A 14,627-nucleotide genomic window follows, 5' to 3' on the forward strand; every position below is an offset into this window, starting at 1 on the left:
GTTGTCGTTATCTTTAGATTTTCGTCAATGGAATGACACTAACCTAGGGTGGACAATGAAGGGCAGCGGAGGTGCTTCGCACGATCGTGAATATGACTGCACGACAGCGCGAAGGTCGGGAGCGGGTGTTATTGAAACTGTGCTGTATTGAGCGACTTACTGTCGCCAAGCCACATAATATATTTAGTGTGATCATCAAGATCATTGCCGGTGACCGGGTGGATAAAAATAGTCAGGCCATTACGGTTGAGGATCAGCCACGGGAGTACATCACCCAGTTGTTCGGCACTGAATGACAGTTGGCAGCTCCATTCTGGATGTGGACCAACGCATTTCTGATGCATCCGACCCATGGCTACACCTAATGTATAACGGGCTTGTTCGCACAGTTCTTCGGCTTGTAGAAGGCTCTTGGCATCGAAGTAAACATGGGCGTGGTAGGCTAAAATTTCTGAAGCGGCCTGAGTCATAATGTTTCCTGTTTTCTTGGGACGCTTAGATCATAGAGTAAAGCGATTTGTAGAAGCAATTGTTATCGAAAAACTGAATAGTCTGTGAGCAAATAAGATCGGAGGGGAGGGCTTTCTGAGTTTCACTTAGCCTGTTCTTAAGTACAATGAGCCTAGCTACCAATAGTCGATAAAAGGACGATAGATAGATGAATAAAACCCATGTGCAGGCTTCACTTACCCTCGATGCTGCGTTAGTGATGGCTAAAGCGGCGATTGATAAAGGTCATCAGCTAGGTATTAAGATTAATGTTGCCGTGGTTGATACTGCCGGCCATCGGTTGGTGTCTCTACGCGAGCCCGGTGCGCCTATGCCGTCGATGGATTATGCCGAGAAAAAGGCCTATACCGCGGTGCATTTTAAACGGCCTACTGATAAGTGGGCCGAGGCGCTTGAGGGACAAGCGGTGCTGGCGAACGGTCTGGCACAACATGAAAAAGTCGCGTTGTTTGGCGGTGGCTTGCCGGCCGTGGTTGATGGGGTTGTAGTCGGTGCTGTGGGTGTTTCCGGTGGTAAAGTCGTTGAAGATATTGTTTGTGCTGAAGCGGCCTTGCAGACGTTGAACGATTTGGCTTAAAACGGATGGGCGTGTGTTGAGTTGGTTTAAGCGTTTTCGAACAGCAGCGTATAAGCCGCTGATCTTAATAGATATCGGCTACCCAAGTCATCAACTCTCACAGGCGTTGCTGGAGACCGGTCAATATAAGATTGTTGCGTATATTGATGAAGAGCCTTGGAGTCATTTGACACAGATGAATGGTGCAAACATTCATTACCCGAGTGAGTTATTAGCCTTGGCTGAAAAAAATCGGGTCGTGGCGGTGATTAAATTCGAGGGAGCGGGATGGCAGCCAGATGATCGTTGTCTTTCATTATTGGCAAATCTAAAGGTGAACTATATAACCTTGGCCTCTGATGAGACTCTCGCGCAACAAGTGGAGCGGGTTATTAAACTGACAGCGATTGATCGGTAGAACAACTGGCTCGCTTAGCGGTGAGCCAGTGGACCTGAGATGAATGCAGGCAGTTCAGCAGAGAACAGGTTGACTACTTTTTTAGCCGCATTAGACAGGATTTCTTTGAGATAAGCCGCGCGTGCTTCATTAGCTTGTGCAACGACCACATTGAGATCAAGGTTGATGGTATCAGCGTTGTAGTTATATGGGGTCATGGTTTTTTCCTTTGCGTGTTTAAGATAGGAGTAATGTTAGACCTTAGTCGCAAGTGGAACAAACGAGTAATTTTTGTATAAAAGGTTAGAAAAATTCACCATTGGCGTTTAAGACTTCCTGCTTTTAATCTCGCGTAAACTGGGCCTCGGGATGAGGTTGGTCATCTCATAAATCGATAGCAAAAAGCATATATCGATGTCGTTTAGCCGCTTGTGCCACTCTATAATAGCGCTTCGTTATCAACTGTTTTCTTTTCCTTACAGGCTAAATTGAGTGTCTAATCTACTCCGTAAATTTTTTCTGCCGGTGATCTGTCCCTCGGCCATTGTGTCAACGATTCAGCAGGCGTTATTGGTGGTGTTACCACTGTATGTCTTATCCATTGGTGGCACATTGGCTGAATCAGCTATGATTATTGGTTTTAAAGGCATCGGTATGATGCTTGGTGACCTGCCGGCGGGTCTATTGTTGGCTCGTTTTGGCGATAAGCGTTTGATGCTGACAGCCGCGGTTATCTCTTCTTTATCTCTCGCGTTAATGGCTCTTTTCCCAACGCTGCCAGTGTTAACAGCGGCGGCATTATTATTAGGCTTGGCTCACGGTGGTTGGCTGGTGGGGCGAATCTCCTATGTTACCGATGCGGCGGCACCGGGTGAGCGTGGCCGGGTGATGTCTTTGTCGGCCGGCACTATCCGTTTGGGCAATGTGATTGGGCCGTTGTTGGCGGGATTGTTAATTGCGGCTCAGGGTTATCAGGTGACGTTGGGTGTGTTCGCACTGAGTTCCTTATTGGCGGTGCTCTTTGTGGCCATGTGGGTGGTTTATACCAAACCCCATGGGCAAGATAATCATAGTGTCATGGCCTTGCGGGATGCATTGGTGGATAACCGTCAGGTGCTGTTAACAGCAGGCGTAGCGTCACTGGCTCTGATGCTGGTGCGGGCATCACGAGCGTTATTATTACCATTGACTGGGGCGGCGTTGATGCTGGATGAAACCAGCATCGGTATGGCGATCTCTATTGGTGCGGTGGTTGATACACTGCTGTTTTACCCTGCCGGTAGCTTGATGGACCGGGTCGGTCGTAAACCCATGTTTATCGCGAGTTTAACCCTGCTTGGGTTGAGTATTAGTTTATTGCCTTGGGCCCAAGGATTATGGAGTTTAGTGTTGATCGCTGCATTGATGGGGTTGGGGAACGGGGTGTCCGCCGGCGTGATTATGACGGTTGGTTCTGATCTAGCCCCGCGGTTAAATCGGGGTGGTTTTATCGGCATCTGGCGGCTGCTATCGGATGTGGGATCGACCTCAGGGCCTTTGATTATTGGTTTAATGGTTAAGGTGTCGGGTTTAATGATGGCGACTTACAGTATTGGATTGCTAGGACTGATTGGCGGGGCTTTTGTGGTGAAAGCGGTAGCTGAAACCCGCCAATCAACTCAATCATCCGGGGATTAATAGCGCTGGCGGGGTGACGAGTCGTATGGCTTATAGGCTTTCTCTTTTGGCCACTTTATGACGATCTTCGGTCATGCCATGTTGCCAGTAACTGCTGATATACAGGCTGCCTGTTTCAATCGCCGGCTGTGCTTTGATATGGCGGCGAGCCTTTAGGACCTCATCTAACTCGGCGGCAACCCAGATAGAGGGTTGCCCCTCAAGCCAAGGCAGTTGGCATATCGCATCACTAAATTTTTTCAGATCTCCTGGGTGAGGGTTGAGGATCCAGATGACCTCAAGTCCTGCTGGAATCGTCTCGATGTCTATGGCTTGTTTATCGGCTTCAGTAATGATTTCTAATAGCAGATAACCGCGGGCATCTTCAGGTAAGCGCTTAAGATTATTGTCAATCGCTGGCAGCGCGGTCATATCACCTGCGAGCAGAAACCAATCGGCCGGCAGACTGATCCGTTTAGCGGGGCCTGGGCCACCGATATGGAGTGTATCACCGGCTTTAGCACTGTCTGCCCAGCAGGACGCAGGACCTCCATCCGCATGGATAACAAAATCAAGATCCATCCACTGAGCGGCATAATCGATCTGGCGGATGGTATAGGTGCGTAACAGCGGTTTTGACTCGCTGTCCTGAGGAAATACTAACTTAACGTAGCAGCCTTCAGCATCGTCCGGGTAGTTGGCAATAGCCTCACCCGATAAGCGTATGCGCCGCATATTAGGGCTGATTAGGTGCGTTGATGTAACGGTGAACGGACGAGGCATTGGTTTGGCCATTGGAACTCCGGAAATTATCGAAAGTAATGGTTAAAACGGTAACATTATTAACCGATAAATTAAATACCCGACTTAAATGCTAGGGTATTGTTGGCTATCTTTTATCAGCCTTGGTCTTGAACGTGATCTTGCCGTTTTTGAAGCTGTTTGATGGCGCGAACCACTGTAGCTGAGAAGATAAAAAAAGGCCTCAAAAGCGAGACCTTTGACACTGATACAAATGCCTGTATCAGTGAGGGACACCGTCAGTATAAACCGGCACCAATGGTTATCGGTGAGGTTTATTTTTGCCAATAAAGGCGCATTGGGTTGTCTATCAGCAATGCCTGTTGCAGTGCTGCTGTAGGTGCAATGTGTGGGATTACATCGACTAACTTACCGTCATCCGGTACGTGGGACTTCATATTAGGGTGTGGCCAGTCGGTGCCCCAGAGAACGCGGTCGGGGAATTTTTCAACTAAGGTGCGGGCAAAAGGAACCACATCGCTATAATCGGGTGCTTGTTGTGTCAGCCGCTCAGGGCAGCTTACCTTCGTCCAGATATTGGGGTTGTCAGCCATCAGACTAACAAAGCGTTGGAAATCTTCATGATCGACACCGTTAGCGACATCGGGACGACCCATATGGTCAACCACGATGGTGGTGTCCAGTTGTTTAAGGAAAGGAATGAGCTCTTCCAGATCCGGTGCTTCAAAATAGACAACAATATGCCAGTCTAGCTGTTTGATTTTTTCAGCTACGCTGAGGAACACTTCTTTAGGTGTACTGTCGACTAAGCGTTTAACAAAGTTAAAGCGTACTGCGCGCACGCCCGCTTGATGCATCGCTTCGAGCTCTTCCATACTGATGGCTGGGTCGACTACAGCCACACCACGGGCACGTTCACCCGCGGTATTGAGTGCATCGAGCAGGGCTGCGTTATCAGTGCCGTGACAGGAAGCCTGAACGATAACGTTGCGCTCAAAGCCAAGGAAATCACGCAACGCGAATAACTGTTCTTTAGAGGCGTCGCAAGGGGTGTATTTACGTTTCGGATGGTAGGGGAATTTATCCGCCGGACCAAATACGTGACAATGAGCATCTACCGCACCGGCTGGGGCGGTGAATGTTGGCTTGCTTGGGCTTGCATGAAATGGAAGGTAATCAGCGTCCATTGTTTATTCCTGTTGTTTTAGTTGGCAAAGGCCGTGTTAATGGCGTTTTAATCGGCAAACACTTCGCCATCAAATAGTTTACGGGCGGTACGCAGAATTGCAGCACTTTCTGTGTCACCCTGGTCATTCATTTCAAGAATGACAGTCATCTCACCGATGGGGTGCTCGACCGGCATGGTTTTACTGGATCCAGGCGGAATACTTGCCAGCGTGTGAGCTGGCGAGTCTGGCAGAATACAGGCTGTGGCGACGCTGACGGCACCTAAAACACCGATCGATGCGTGGCAACGATGGGGAATAAAGGTGCGGGTCGAAATTGAACCGCCTTGGGTTGCCCGGCTGACCATGCTCATTTTAGGCACCGATTTATGGGTCACATCACCTAAATTCATCATCGGTCCCGCTTGCAAGCGTATCCCTTCGAGGCGCGATTTTAGTGCCTCGTTCTGTTCTAACTGCTCCCGTGTTTCAGTGCCAGTAATGCCGAGGTCTTCAGCACGCATCACCACAACAGGCATACCGTTATCGATACAGGTGAGGGGAACACCATCTATGATATCAACCTGATTGCCCGTAGGCAGTAGCGCGCCGCAGCTTGATCCGGCGGTATCTTGAAACGTTACCGGAATGGCACTCGCGGTGCCCGGTACTCCATCAATACGGGCGTCGCCGGTATAGCAAACCTTGCCATTCGGGGTAGCGACCCGCTCAATCGCAGTTTGGCCGGTGTTTTCCATATAAATGGCGACCGCTGTTTCACTTTCAGTCGCAGTAACAAGACCGCGCTCGATGGCAAAAGGGCCAACACCTGCGAGGATGTTGCCGCAGTTTTGTGCATCCGTAACGGTTGCTTGATCGACAAATACCTGCAGAAAAAGGTAGTCAACATCAACACCTGGCCGTGTCGAACGTTTAACCACGGCAACCTTTGAGGTGAGTGGATCTGCGCCACCGATGCCGTCAATTTGACGGGGATCGGGTGAGCCCATGATGCGTAGTAAAAAGCGGTCGCGGGTGGCGGTATCTGCAGGCAGATCTTCAGCGAGGAAGTAAGCCCCTTTTGAGGTGCCCCCTCGCATCCACATACAGCGTACAGAGTTAGACATACTTTAGACCTTTCTCTTTTAGGCGAGGGCGCATGTTGTAGATATCTAGCCCCAGTTCACCGTTAGCCATGCGTACACGTTTGTCTTCTTCCCGTGCTTCACGGGCCAGCGCTTCGCTAAGGACTTCTTCGGCTTCTTCACGACGAACTACCACCACGCCATCATCGTCGGCAATGATAATATCGCCGGGATTGATGATCTGGTCCGCACATGCCATCGGGATGTTGACCGATCCTAAGGTCTCTTTGATGGTGCCCTGTGAGAAGATATGTTTTGCCCAAACAGGGAAGTTCATCTTGCGCAGGTCACGGGTATCTCGCACGCCCGCATCAATAATCAAACCGGCAACGCCACGAGACTGCGCTGAGGTTGCCAGTAGATCACCAAAGAAGCCAAAGTTAGAGGGTGAAGTCGGTGCAAACACCATGATGTCACCTGCTTGGCACTGTTCGATAGCGACGTGCATCATCCAGTTATCACCCGCAGCACCGGAGATCGTAATGGCGGAACCAGCGATGGTAACATCCATCTGAATCGGTCGCAGGTGATCGGCTAATAAGCCTCGACGACCCTGTGCTTCGTGCACGGTGGCCACACCGCACTTACCCAACGCTGCAATGACGGCCGGGTCGGCGCGTTCAATCTTTTGTACAACAACATTCTCTTGCATAGCGGCTTTCCTGAATCATTAGCGGGAAACGGCTAGCCGGGGGGCAGCTAGCCGCAAATAGCAGGTATTATTCAACAATCTTTAAACGGCTAAAGACCCGTCGTGCGTTACCTTCAAAAATCATCGACTTCTGCTCGGCTGACAACTGCGTGTTATTGTCGATATAGCGCTTGGTATCATCGAAATAGTGGCCGGTTTCTGGGTCAATACCCCGCACCGCACCGATCATCTCGGAGGCGAATAGAATGTTTTCAGTTGGTACGATATCGAGCAACAGATCGATCCCTTTTTGGTGATAAACGCAGGTATCGAAGTAGATGTTTTTCAGTGCGGAGATTTCCAGTGGCTCATAGCCTTGATCTTGCATCAAGCCACGGAAGCGACCCCAGTGATACGGTACCGCGCCGCCACCGTGAGGAATAATAATCTTCAGCTCGGGAAAATCTTTAAACACGTCAGACATCACTAACTGTTGGAAGCCGGTGGTATCCGCACCCAAGTAATGCGAGCCGGTCGTGTGGAAACAATCGTTACACGAGGCGCTGACGTGAATCATGGCTGGAACGTCCAGTTCGCACATTTTTTCATAGAGCGGGTAGAACGAACGGTCTGATAAAGAAGCATCCTGCCAGTGGCCACCGGATGGGTCGGGGTTGAGGTTGCAGCCGATAAAGCCCATCTGTTCAACGGTGCGAACCAGTTCGGCTACGGATTTAGCGGGATCAACACCCGGTGATTGCGGTAATTGCGCCACAGGAGCGAAGTTTTTAGGATACAGATCGCAAACCCGTTTAATCAGGTCGTTCTGATGCTCGGTCCAATACTGGCTGGTGTATTCATTACCGATATGGTGTCCCATCCAGCTCGCACGGGGGGAGAAAATCGTCAGATCGGTACCACGCTCCTGCTGCAGACGTAACTGGTTGTTCTCGATGCTTTCGATGATTTCGTCATCACTGACGATCACCTTGCCTTTTTCACCTTTAAAAGAGGGGTCTTTGGCAACCGCTGCTTTTTGCTGTTCGCGATATTCACCAACGCCGGGAGGTGTCGTTGTGTAGTGTCCATGACAGTCGATAATCATCTTCGATTCTCTCATACCTTGTTGTTGTGGTACGGCCACGGTTTTCTGGATAGGTGCTATGAGCACTCTGCCCGTTGACTTAAAGCCGTAAAGTTAGCCTAAAGATATGCCACCGAGTTGCTTTGTGGCTATTCAGTTTTTAAAGTGATGGTATTAGTTTTTGCGATAGGCTATGTTTTAAGGGTGAATTTTTAAAGGGCCTGAATTGTGTTTGAAGTACCGAATATAAGGCATCTCAGAGTTTTTCTTGAAGTTGTTAGTTGCAAAAGTATTAGTAAAGCCTCTGAACGAGTGTTCCTCTCGCAACCGGCCATTACCCAGGCGATCGCTAAACTTGAGGTGGCTTTGGGCACCTCGTTATTTAATCGGCGTAGTGATGGCATGTTCGTCAGTGAATCTGGTGAAGTGTTTGCGCTGCGGGTGAATCGCGCGCTGGATATGATTCTTGAAGGGCTTAAAGGGGCGGTGCGGCTAGGGGGAAGTAAGCTGCAACCCGGACATCTTTTACAGATGCTAACCACCACCCAGTTAAGGGCGTTAATCGCTGTTTCCGAAGCGCATAACTTTAGTATTGCTGGGCGTAACCTAGGTATCTCTCAGTCATCCCTGCATCGTGCTGCGCGGGAGCTGGAAGCGTTGCTGGAGGTGGTGCTGTTTGAGAAAACTAGTACGGGAATCAGCTCAAGTAAAGCGGCCCGGGCTTTGGCGCGTGCCAGTAAGTTGGCGTTTTCTGAGATTAGTCAGGGGCGTGATGAGGTCGATGCATTACATAATCGCGAGATCGGTCAACTGGTGATCGGCAGTATGCCGCTAGCGCGAACCTCTTTATTACCTAAGGCTATTATTGAGTTTTCGCGGCGCTTTCCTGATTTTCGCATTCGGGTCAATGATGGTCCCTATGATGATCTGTTGTTTCATCTACGTCATGGTGATATCGATCTACTATTAGGCGCCTTGCGGTTTCCGGTGCCGGCTGATGATGTGGTGCAAGAAGAGCTGTTTTCCTCGCCGGTAGAGATCGTGGCAAGACCCGACCATCCGTTATGTCGGGATCCGCAGGTAACCTTGAAAACCTTGCAGCAATATCCTTGGGTTGTGCCGGGAAAAGGAACCCCGACCCGGACTATTTTTGAATCCACCTTCACCGAAGCGGGGCTCGATGTACCCACTCGGTTGGTTGAAACCGGTTCTCAGATACTGATTCGTGCGTTGTTAATCGGCAGTGACCGTTTGACGATGGTATCCGAACATCAGATTCAGCATGAACTCTCGATGGGGGTTTTTAAAGCGGTTCCTTATGAGGTTTCTCACGCGTATCGGCCCATTGGTTTAACGGTTCGAAGCAGTTGGAAACCAACAGCGACGCAGTCTGCGTTCATAAAACTTCTCAGTGCCGTAGATCATGGCATTGATCTTGAAGATCTTTAAAATATTAGCTCTATGCAAAAATTGAATAGCTGTTTCGGTTAATTGATTATCCAGTCGGGTTGACCAATGATAGTTTTGTCATAATACGAGTTAAAGTTAGTTAATAAGTTAATTAATGTCTCTGTGCCTAATGTTTGCGCCATTACCTATGATATTGCGACTGCCTTAATCGTGTCGTTTTGTTCGTATGGATGAGTAGTCTTACAACATTATGTCAGAGAGATAGTTGAGACAAATTGGAGAAAATTCAATGAGAGTATGTATCGCCGGTGCTGCAGGCGCCTTTGGCATGAAACACTTAGAAGCGATCAGTGCAATTGAAGGTGCAGAGGTTGTTTCGGTTGTTGGTAGTTCTAATTTAGAGAAAATTAAAGCTTTTGCTGCGGAACATAACATCCCTCATTACACCACTGATCTGGCAGAAAGCTTGGCCCGTGATGACGTTGACTGCGTTATTCTTGCGACGCCAACGCAGATGCATGCAGCGCAGGTTAAGCAGTGCCTGCAAGCTGGTAAGCATGTGCAAACTGAGATCCCTATGGCCGATAACATTGACGATGCCAAAGAGATTGTTTCGCTGCAGAAAGAAACTGGATTAGTCGCGATGGCGGGGCATACCCGTCGCTTTAACCCAAGCCATCAGTGGATTCATAATAAAGTCCAAGCGGGTGAGCTGAAGGTCTTGCAGATGGATGTGCAAACCTATTTCTTCCGTCGTACTAACACCAATGCTAAGGGTGAAGCTCGTTCATGGACCGATCACCTACTATGGCATCACGCCTGCCACACGGTTGATCTGTTCCAATATCAGACCGGTGAAACCGCTAACCAAGTGCAAGCCATGCAGGGGCCGGTGCACCCTGATTTAGGGATTGCCCTGGATATGAGTATCGGCATGAAAGTGCCGAGTGGTGCGCTCTGTACATTGTCACTGTCCTTTAATAATGATGGTCCATTCGGCACATTCTTCCGCTATATCTGTGATAACGGCACCTATGTTGCTCGTTATGATGACTTAGAGGACGGTAAAGGTAATCCGGTTGACCTTTCCGGTGTTGCTGTGTCGTTTAACGGTATTGAGCTGCAGGACCGCGAATTCTTTGCGGCTATTCGTGAAGGGCGTGAACCTAATTCAAGCCTGAGCCAGTGCTACCCCGCGATGGAAACCCTCGACAGCCTCGAGAAGTGTTTGCAAGCAGCCGAGTAAGCTGCTTAACGAAATATCAACACAGCAGGAGATACGGTGGTATGAATACCCGCAAACTAGGCTCGTTTGAATGTTCGCCGATAGGCTTAGGCTGCATGAGCCTGTCACATGCATATGGCACGCCGCCTTCTGAAAAGGCGGCTGAGCAAATTTTGCTGCAGGCACTCGACCTTGGTTACAGCATGCTGGATACCGCCGCGCTATATGGCTTCGGTAATAATGAGACTCTGCTTGGTAAAGTGCTCAAAGGGCGCCGCAATGAATTTGTCTTGGCCAGTAAATGCGGCATGTTCAAGAATGATGCGGGTGTACGTGAAATAAATGGTCGTCCTGAGGTAATTACGAAAACCTGTGAAGACAGTCTGCGTCGCCTGCAAACCGATGTTATTGACCTGTATTACTTACATCGCTGGGATCGTAATGTGCTGATCGAAGACAGCGTTGGGGCTCTCTCTGACCTCGTGGCGGCCGGAAAAATTCGCGAGATTGGTTTATCTGAAGTGTCGGCGGATACGCTGCGTAAAGCCCATAAAGTCCATCCAATTGCCGCTGTTCAGACAGAATACTCCCTCTGGACCCGTAATCCTGAAATTGCCATCTTGGCGGCGTGCCGTGAGTTGGGCGCATCCTTTGTTGCCTTTAGTCCATTAGCGCGGGCTTTTCTGACAGGTAAATTGAAGGATGTCAGCGTGCTAGAAGCGAAAGATATTCGCCGAGGGATGCCGCGTTTTTCGCCTGAGAACTATGCGCAAAACCTGCAATTGCTTGATCAAGTGGAAAAGGTGGCTAAGGCCGAAAATATGACCTTGACGCAACTTTCGCTTGCCTGGTTGTTAGCTCAGGGTGACAACATTATTCCGATCCCAGGCACCACAAACTTGGATCATTTAAAAGAAAATATCAGCGCCGTTGAGTGCTCCTTGAGTGCTGAAGCATCTGCTCAGCTTGATCAACTTATCAATCAGCAAACGGTTGTTGGTCATCGTTATAACCCGGCCACTCAGGCTGAGATTGATACTGAAGAGTTTTGCTAACCAACAGCTCTCTGCTCGTTTGACCCCATAATAATTAGACCTGAAAAATTGAATGTTTTACCAAATTTAGACTGAGGAGTCTCACATGAAAAAGCCAATGTTTACGGCTGCAATGGCATTGACTGCTGCCATGATGGTTCAGGCACCGGCGCAGGCTGCTGAATACACATTGCGTTTGGCACATTTTTTTCCACCGGTTTCAGGACAGCATAAAAATATCGCACAGAAATGGGCTGATAAAGTTGAAGCTGAATCCGATGGTCGTATCGACGTAGAGGTTTATCCTTCATCAACGCTGGCTAAACCGCCAGCACAGTACGATGCGGTTAAAAACCGTATTGCTGATGTCACACTCACCGTACTGGGATACACGGCTAACCGCTTCCCGCTGAGTCAGGTGGTTGAACTGCCGGGTATTGCTAAGAACGCTGCCAATGGTTCATGTGTGCTGGAAAGCCTCTATGATGAAGGGCTGATTGCTGCTGAGTTTAAAGATACTAAGCCGCTGTTTCTTTTTACCCATGGTCAGGGGCACATTCATACCACGGAGAAAATGGTTAAGGAACCGGCTGATCTGAGTGGCTTACGTATTCGCCGTCCATCTACGGTCGTTGCCAATATGTTAGACGGCTTAGGTGCTAAGCCTGTGGGTATGCCAGCGCCGCAGTCGTATCAATCGGTTCAGCGGGGCGTTATCGACGGTGTTGCTCTGCCATGGGAAGGTCAACTAGTCTTCCGTATCAATGAGTTGACGCCGAAGCATACCGAAGTGGGTGGTTTGTACTCTACCGCTTTTGTCATGACGATGAATAAAAGTGTTTATAACAGTATGCCTGCCGATCTGCAAAAGGTGCTGGATAACAACTCTGGTTCTGAATGGTCGCAAATTGCCGCTAAAGTGTTTGATGATCTGGACTTGAAAGGGCGTATTCAGGCGGTTGAACTCGGCCATGAGATCTACACCGTTGAAGGTGGAAGTGAAAACCCTGCGTGGAAACCGGTGCTGGATGCTGCGACTGAAAATTACCTAGCAGACTTGGAAGCAAAAGGTTTGCCTGCACGTCAGGTGTATGCCCGCGCTCAAGCGTTGTCTGCGAGCTGCAACTAAGTTTGACCTCCGTTCCGGCTATTCGTATAGGGTAGTCGGACAGGGGCCTAGTCGGTGTTTAGACTGGGCTTCCTCTCTTTTATTCCGGTTAATGGAGTAGTTTATGATGGCATTCAGCCGGCTGTTTGATCGTATTACCCATGCAATGCATGTGATCAGCGGCGCCATTCTTGTCTCTATGATGTTTATCACCTTGGCAGATGTGCTGACCCGGGCGCTGTTTAAAGCGACCGATGGCTCGGTTGATCTGACCTTTATTGGTGGTGTCGAATTGATTAAATATGGCTTGTTGTTAATGGTCGTATTTGCTCTGCCGTATTCAGTGGGACGTTCACAGGTGATTGTTGATCTGTTTACTGAAAATTTTTCCGAGCGGGCTAAGGCATGGCTTGAAGGGTTTTACATGCTGGGCTTTGTGATGCTCGGTGGTGGCATGAGTTATCGTTTCTATCATGCGATAGGACAGGCTGAGATGTCGGGTGAAACAACTCAGGATCTATTGATTCCTCTGAGTTATTTGTATGCGATTACCTCCTTTGCCACGGCTTTTTTAGCGCTAGCGGCATTGCTGATTAGTCTTCGTCTGTTTTTCTTCCGTCACGAGGGGCATCAGTCATGAGCGGATCACTTATTGGCTTTATCTGTATCATCGGTATGTTGGTGATGATTGCCGTTCGTATGCCCATCGCACTCGCGATGGCAATGACCGGTTTTATTGGCTTTGGTTGGATTGTTGCCTTTGAACCGGCGTTATCTATCTTGGATAGTGGCCCGTTTGAAACACTATCGAACTATAGCTTTAGTCCGATTCCTATGTTTATCCTGATGGGTGTTTTTGCCTCAAAAGCAAAGATGTCGCAGGAGCTTTTTGAAGGTGCGCGCACACTGTTTGGTAGCTGGCGTGGTGGGATGGCGCTGGCGGCAGTGACCTCCTGTGGTATTTTCTCGGCGATATCTGGTTCCTCTTTGGCCACGGCGGCAAGTATGTCGCGCGTTGCACTGCCTGAAATGGAAAAGAATGGTTACGCTAAATCGCTGGCATCAGGCACACTGGCCGCCGGTGGTACTCTGGGTATTATGATTCCGCCCTCGATTGCGCTGCTGCTCTACGCACTGATTACGGAGCAATCTGTAGGTGAGATGTTTATTGCCGGTGTGATTCCGGGCTTACTGGGCTTGGCGCTCTACTGTGTCACTATCGCGATTGTGGTGTTTCTTTTTCCACACTTAGCTCAACCGGGTAAAAAAACTACCTTGATGGAGAAAGTTGTCGGCTTGAAAGGGCTAGCACCCTTTACCGGTGTTTTTGCCTTGATTATCGGTGGCATCTATACCGGCTTCTTTACGCCCACTGAAGCGGCTTCGGTCGGTGCGGCGGGTACTTTCTTTATCGCTATTTTCCGGGGTATGAAGTTCCAGCAGTTTAAAGAAGCGGTAGAAGAAACCTTATTTATGTCAGCAATGATCTTCTTTATGATTATCGGCGCAGAGATCTTTGGTTATTTCCTCTCGGTATCACGTATCTCGTTTTCGCTGGTAGAGTTGGTCGAAAGCTTACAACTATCTCCCTATATGGTGCTGTTCTGTGTGCTGCTGCTGTTTGTCGTACTTGGCTGCGTAATGGACAGTATTGCTATGCTGCTATTAACCGTACCGGTGGTCTACCCACTGATTCAAGCGTCCGGCTTTGACCCTATCTGGTTTGGTATTATTGCGGTCATCACCGTGGAGTTAGGGCTTATCACTCCGCCCGTTGGGATGAATGTGTTCGTGATAAAATCGGTTGCTCCTGAGATACCGCTGAAGGAAATCTTCAAAGGCGTGTTCCCCTTTGTGTTATCCGATATCGTGCGCTTGGGATTGATTATTGCATTCCCGGTTCTGGCATTGGGGCTGCTGTAACAGCACTGAATGAAGCTAAG

16 protein-coding genes are annotated in these 14,627 nt (G+C 49.2%); 9 read left to right on the forward strand and 7 right to left on the reverse strand.

What is annotated here, in order from left to right:
• Positions 1-128: 128 nt before the first annotated feature.
• A complete protein-coding gene (locus ACN0T0_RS01985; protein WP_417222638.1) occupies positions 129-470 on the reverse strand; it encodes a DOPA 4,5-dioxygenase family protein in 342 nt (113 codons plus the stop codon).
• Between the two features lie 188 nt (positions 471-658).
• On the opposite strand from ACN0T0_RS01985, the gene ACN0T0_RS01990 reads away from it, so the two are divergent.
• A complete protein-coding gene (locus tag ACN0T0_RS01990) occupies positions 659-1,087 on the forward strand; it encodes a GlcG/HbpS family heme-binding protein (RefSeq protein WP_417222640.1) in 429 nt (142 codons plus the stop codon).
• Positions 1,088-1,100: 13 nt separating this feature from the next.
• Positions 1,101-1,484, forward strand: a complete 384-nt coding sequence (locus ACN0T0_RS01995) for a hypothetical protein (RefSeq protein ID WP_417222642.1) — start codon at positions 1,101-1,103, stop codon at positions 1,482-1,484.
• A gap of 14 nt (positions 1,485-1,498) precedes the next feature.
• On the opposite strand, the gene ACN0T0_RS02000 is transcribed toward ACN0T0_RS01995, so the two are convergent.
• Positions 1,499-1,681 carry a hypothetical protein gene (locus tag ACN0T0_RS02000; RefSeq protein ID WP_417222644.1) on the reverse strand — a complete coding sequence of 61 codons (183 nt, stop codon included), beginning with the start codon at positions 1,679-1,681 and terminating at the stop codon, positions 1,499-1,501.
• A gap of 274 nt (positions 1,682-1,955) precedes the next feature.
• Here ACN0T0_RS02000 and ACN0T0_RS02005 point away from each other — a divergent pair, with 274 nt between their 5' ends.
• A complete protein-coding gene (locus ACN0T0_RS02005) occupies positions 1,956-3,140 on the forward strand; it encodes an MFS transporter (RefSeq protein ID WP_417222647.1) in 1,185 nt (394 codons plus the stop codon).
• 30 nt (positions 3,141-3,170) lie between these two features.
• Here the strand turns inward: ACN0T0_RS02005 and ACN0T0_RS02010 are convergent, their stop codons facing one another.
• From ACN0T0_RS02010 to ACN0T0_RS02030, 5 genes are all read right to left on the reverse strand, one after another.
• Positions 3,171-3,914, reverse strand: a complete 744-nt coding sequence (locus tag ACN0T0_RS02010; RefSeq protein WP_417222649.1) for a siderophore-interacting protein — start codon at positions 3,912-3,914, stop codon at positions 3,171-3,173.
• Positions 3,915-4,195: 281 nt separating this feature from the next.
• Entirely contained in the window at positions 4,196-5,068 is an 873-nt protein-coding gene (locus ACN0T0_RS02015; protein ID WP_417222651.1) for an amidohydrolase family protein, read from the reverse strand.
• A gap of 47 nt (positions 5,069-5,115) precedes the next feature.
• Positions 5,116-6,174, reverse strand: a complete 1,059-nt coding sequence (locus tag ACN0T0_RS02020) for a 4-oxalomesaconate tautomerase (protein WP_417222653.1) — start codon at positions 6,172-6,174, stop codon at positions 5,116-5,118.
• Positions 6,167-6,844, reverse strand: coding sequence for a 4-carboxy-4-hydroxy-2-oxoadipate aldolase/oxaloacetate decarboxylase (locus ACN0T0_RS02025; protein WP_417222655.1), 678 nt, complete (start codon positions 6,842-6,844; stop codon positions 6,167-6,169). Before ACN0T0_RS02025 ends, ACN0T0_RS02020 begins: the two co-directional genes overlap by 8 nt.
• A gap of 67 nt (positions 6,845-6,911) precedes the next feature.
• Complete coding sequence (locus ACN0T0_RS02030) at positions 6,912-7,928, reverse strand: amidohydrolase family protein (protein ID WP_417223379.1); 1,017 nt, start codon at positions 7,926-7,928, stop codon at positions 6,912-6,914.
• Positions 7,929-8,135: 207 nt separating this feature from the next.
• Between ACN0T0_RS02030 and ACN0T0_RS02035 the strand changes: the two genes are divergently transcribed.
• From ACN0T0_RS02035 to ACN0T0_RS02060, 6 genes are all read left to right on the forward strand, one after another.
• Complete coding sequence (locus ACN0T0_RS02035; protein WP_417222658.1) at positions 8,136-9,356, forward strand: LysR family transcriptional regulator; 1,221 nt, start codon at positions 8,136-8,138, stop codon at positions 9,354-9,356.
• A 250-nt stretch (positions 9,357-9,606) separates the two neighbouring features.
• Positions 9,607-10,563: a Gfo/Idh/MocA family oxidoreductase gene (locus ACN0T0_RS02040; RefSeq protein ID WP_417222659.1), complete on the forward strand. Its 957-nt coding sequence runs from the start codon at positions 9,607-9,609 to the stop codon at positions 10,561-10,563.
• Between the two features lie 41 nt (positions 10,564-10,604).
• Positions 10,605-11,597 carry an aldo/keto reductase gene (locus ACN0T0_RS02045; RefSeq protein ID WP_417222661.1) on the forward strand — a complete coding sequence of 331 codons (993 nt, stop codon included), beginning with the start codon at positions 10,605-10,607 and terminating at the stop codon, positions 11,595-11,597.
• 85 nt (positions 11,598-11,682) lie between these two features.
• A complete protein-coding gene (locus tag ACN0T0_RS02050) occupies positions 11,683-12,705 on the forward strand; it encodes a TRAP transporter substrate-binding protein (RefSeq protein WP_417222662.1) in 1,023 nt (340 codons plus the stop codon).
• A gap of 103 nt (positions 12,706-12,808) precedes the next feature.
• On the forward strand, positions 12,809-13,324 hold the full coding sequence (locus tag ACN0T0_RS02055; protein WP_417222664.1) for a TRAP transporter small permease: 516 nt from the start codon (positions 12,809-12,811) through the stop codon (positions 13,322-13,324).
• Positions 13,321-14,607: a TRAP transporter large permease gene (locus ACN0T0_RS02060; protein ID WP_417222667.1), complete on the forward strand. Its 1,287-nt coding sequence runs from the start codon at positions 13,321-13,323 to the stop codon at positions 14,605-14,607. The genes ACN0T0_RS02055 and ACN0T0_RS02060 overlap by 4 nt, the downstream gene beginning before the upstream one ends.
• Positions 14,608-14,627 lie beyond the last annotated feature (20 nt).

Origin of the sequence: Amphritea sp. (genome assembly GCF_048266285.1) — a bacterium.
Lineage (GTDB): Bacteria > Pseudomonadota > Gammaproteobacteria > Pseudomonadales > Balneatricaceae > Amphritea.

Bases quoted from the DNA above. Each gene is read 5' to 3' on its own strand.
- ACN0T0_RS02015 (WP_417222651.1), bottom strand. From the start codon at position 5,068: ATGGACGCTGATTACCTTCCATTTCATGCAAGCCCAAGCAAGCCAACA.
- ACN0T0_RS02030 (WP_417223379.1), bottom strand. From the start codon at position 7,928: ATGATTATCGACTGTCATGGACACTACACAACGACACCTCCCGGCGTT.
- ACN0T0_RS02045 (WP_417222661.1), top strand. From the start codon at position 10,605: ATGAATACCCGCAAACTAGGCTCGTTTGAATGTTCGCCGATAGGCTTA.
- ACN0T0_RS02000 (WP_417222644.1), bottom strand. From the start codon at position 1,681: ATGACCCCATATAACTACAACGCTGATACCATCAACCTTGATCTCAAT.
- ACN0T0_RS02010 (WP_417222649.1), bottom strand. From the start codon at position 3,914: ATGGCCAAACCAATGCCTCGTCCGTTCACCGTTACATCAACGCACCTA.
- ACN0T0_RS01985 (WP_417222638.1), bottom strand. From the start codon at position 470: ATGACTCAGGCCGCTTCAGAAATTTTAGCCTACCACGCCCATGTTTAC.
- ACN0T0_RS01990 (WP_417222640.1), top strand. From the start codon at position 659: ATGAATAAAACCCATGTGCAGGCTTCACTTACCCTCGATGCTGCGTTA.
- ACN0T0_RS02060 (WP_417222667.1), top strand. From the start codon at position 13,321: ATGAGCGGATCACTTATTGGCTTTATCTGTATCATCGGTATGTTGGTG.
- ACN0T0_RS02055 (WP_417222664.1), top strand. From the start codon at position 12,809: ATGATGGCATTCAGCCGGCTGTTTGATCGTATTACCCATGCAATGCAT.
- ACN0T0_RS02050 (WP_417222662.1), top strand. From the start codon at position 11,683: ATGAAAAAGCCAATGTTTACGGCTGCAATGGCATTGACTGCTGCCATG.
- ACN0T0_RS02020 (WP_417222653.1), bottom strand. From the start codon at position 6,174: ATGTCTAACTCTGTACGCTGTATGTGGATGCGAGGGGGCACCTCAAAA.
- ACN0T0_RS02025 (WP_417222655.1), bottom strand. From the start codon at position 6,844: ATGCAAGAGAATGTTGTTGTACAAAAGATTGAACGCGCCGACCCGGCC.
- ACN0T0_RS02040 (WP_417222659.1), top strand. From the start codon at position 9,607: ATGAGAGTATGTATCGCCGGTGCTGCAGGCGCCTTTGGCATGAAACAC.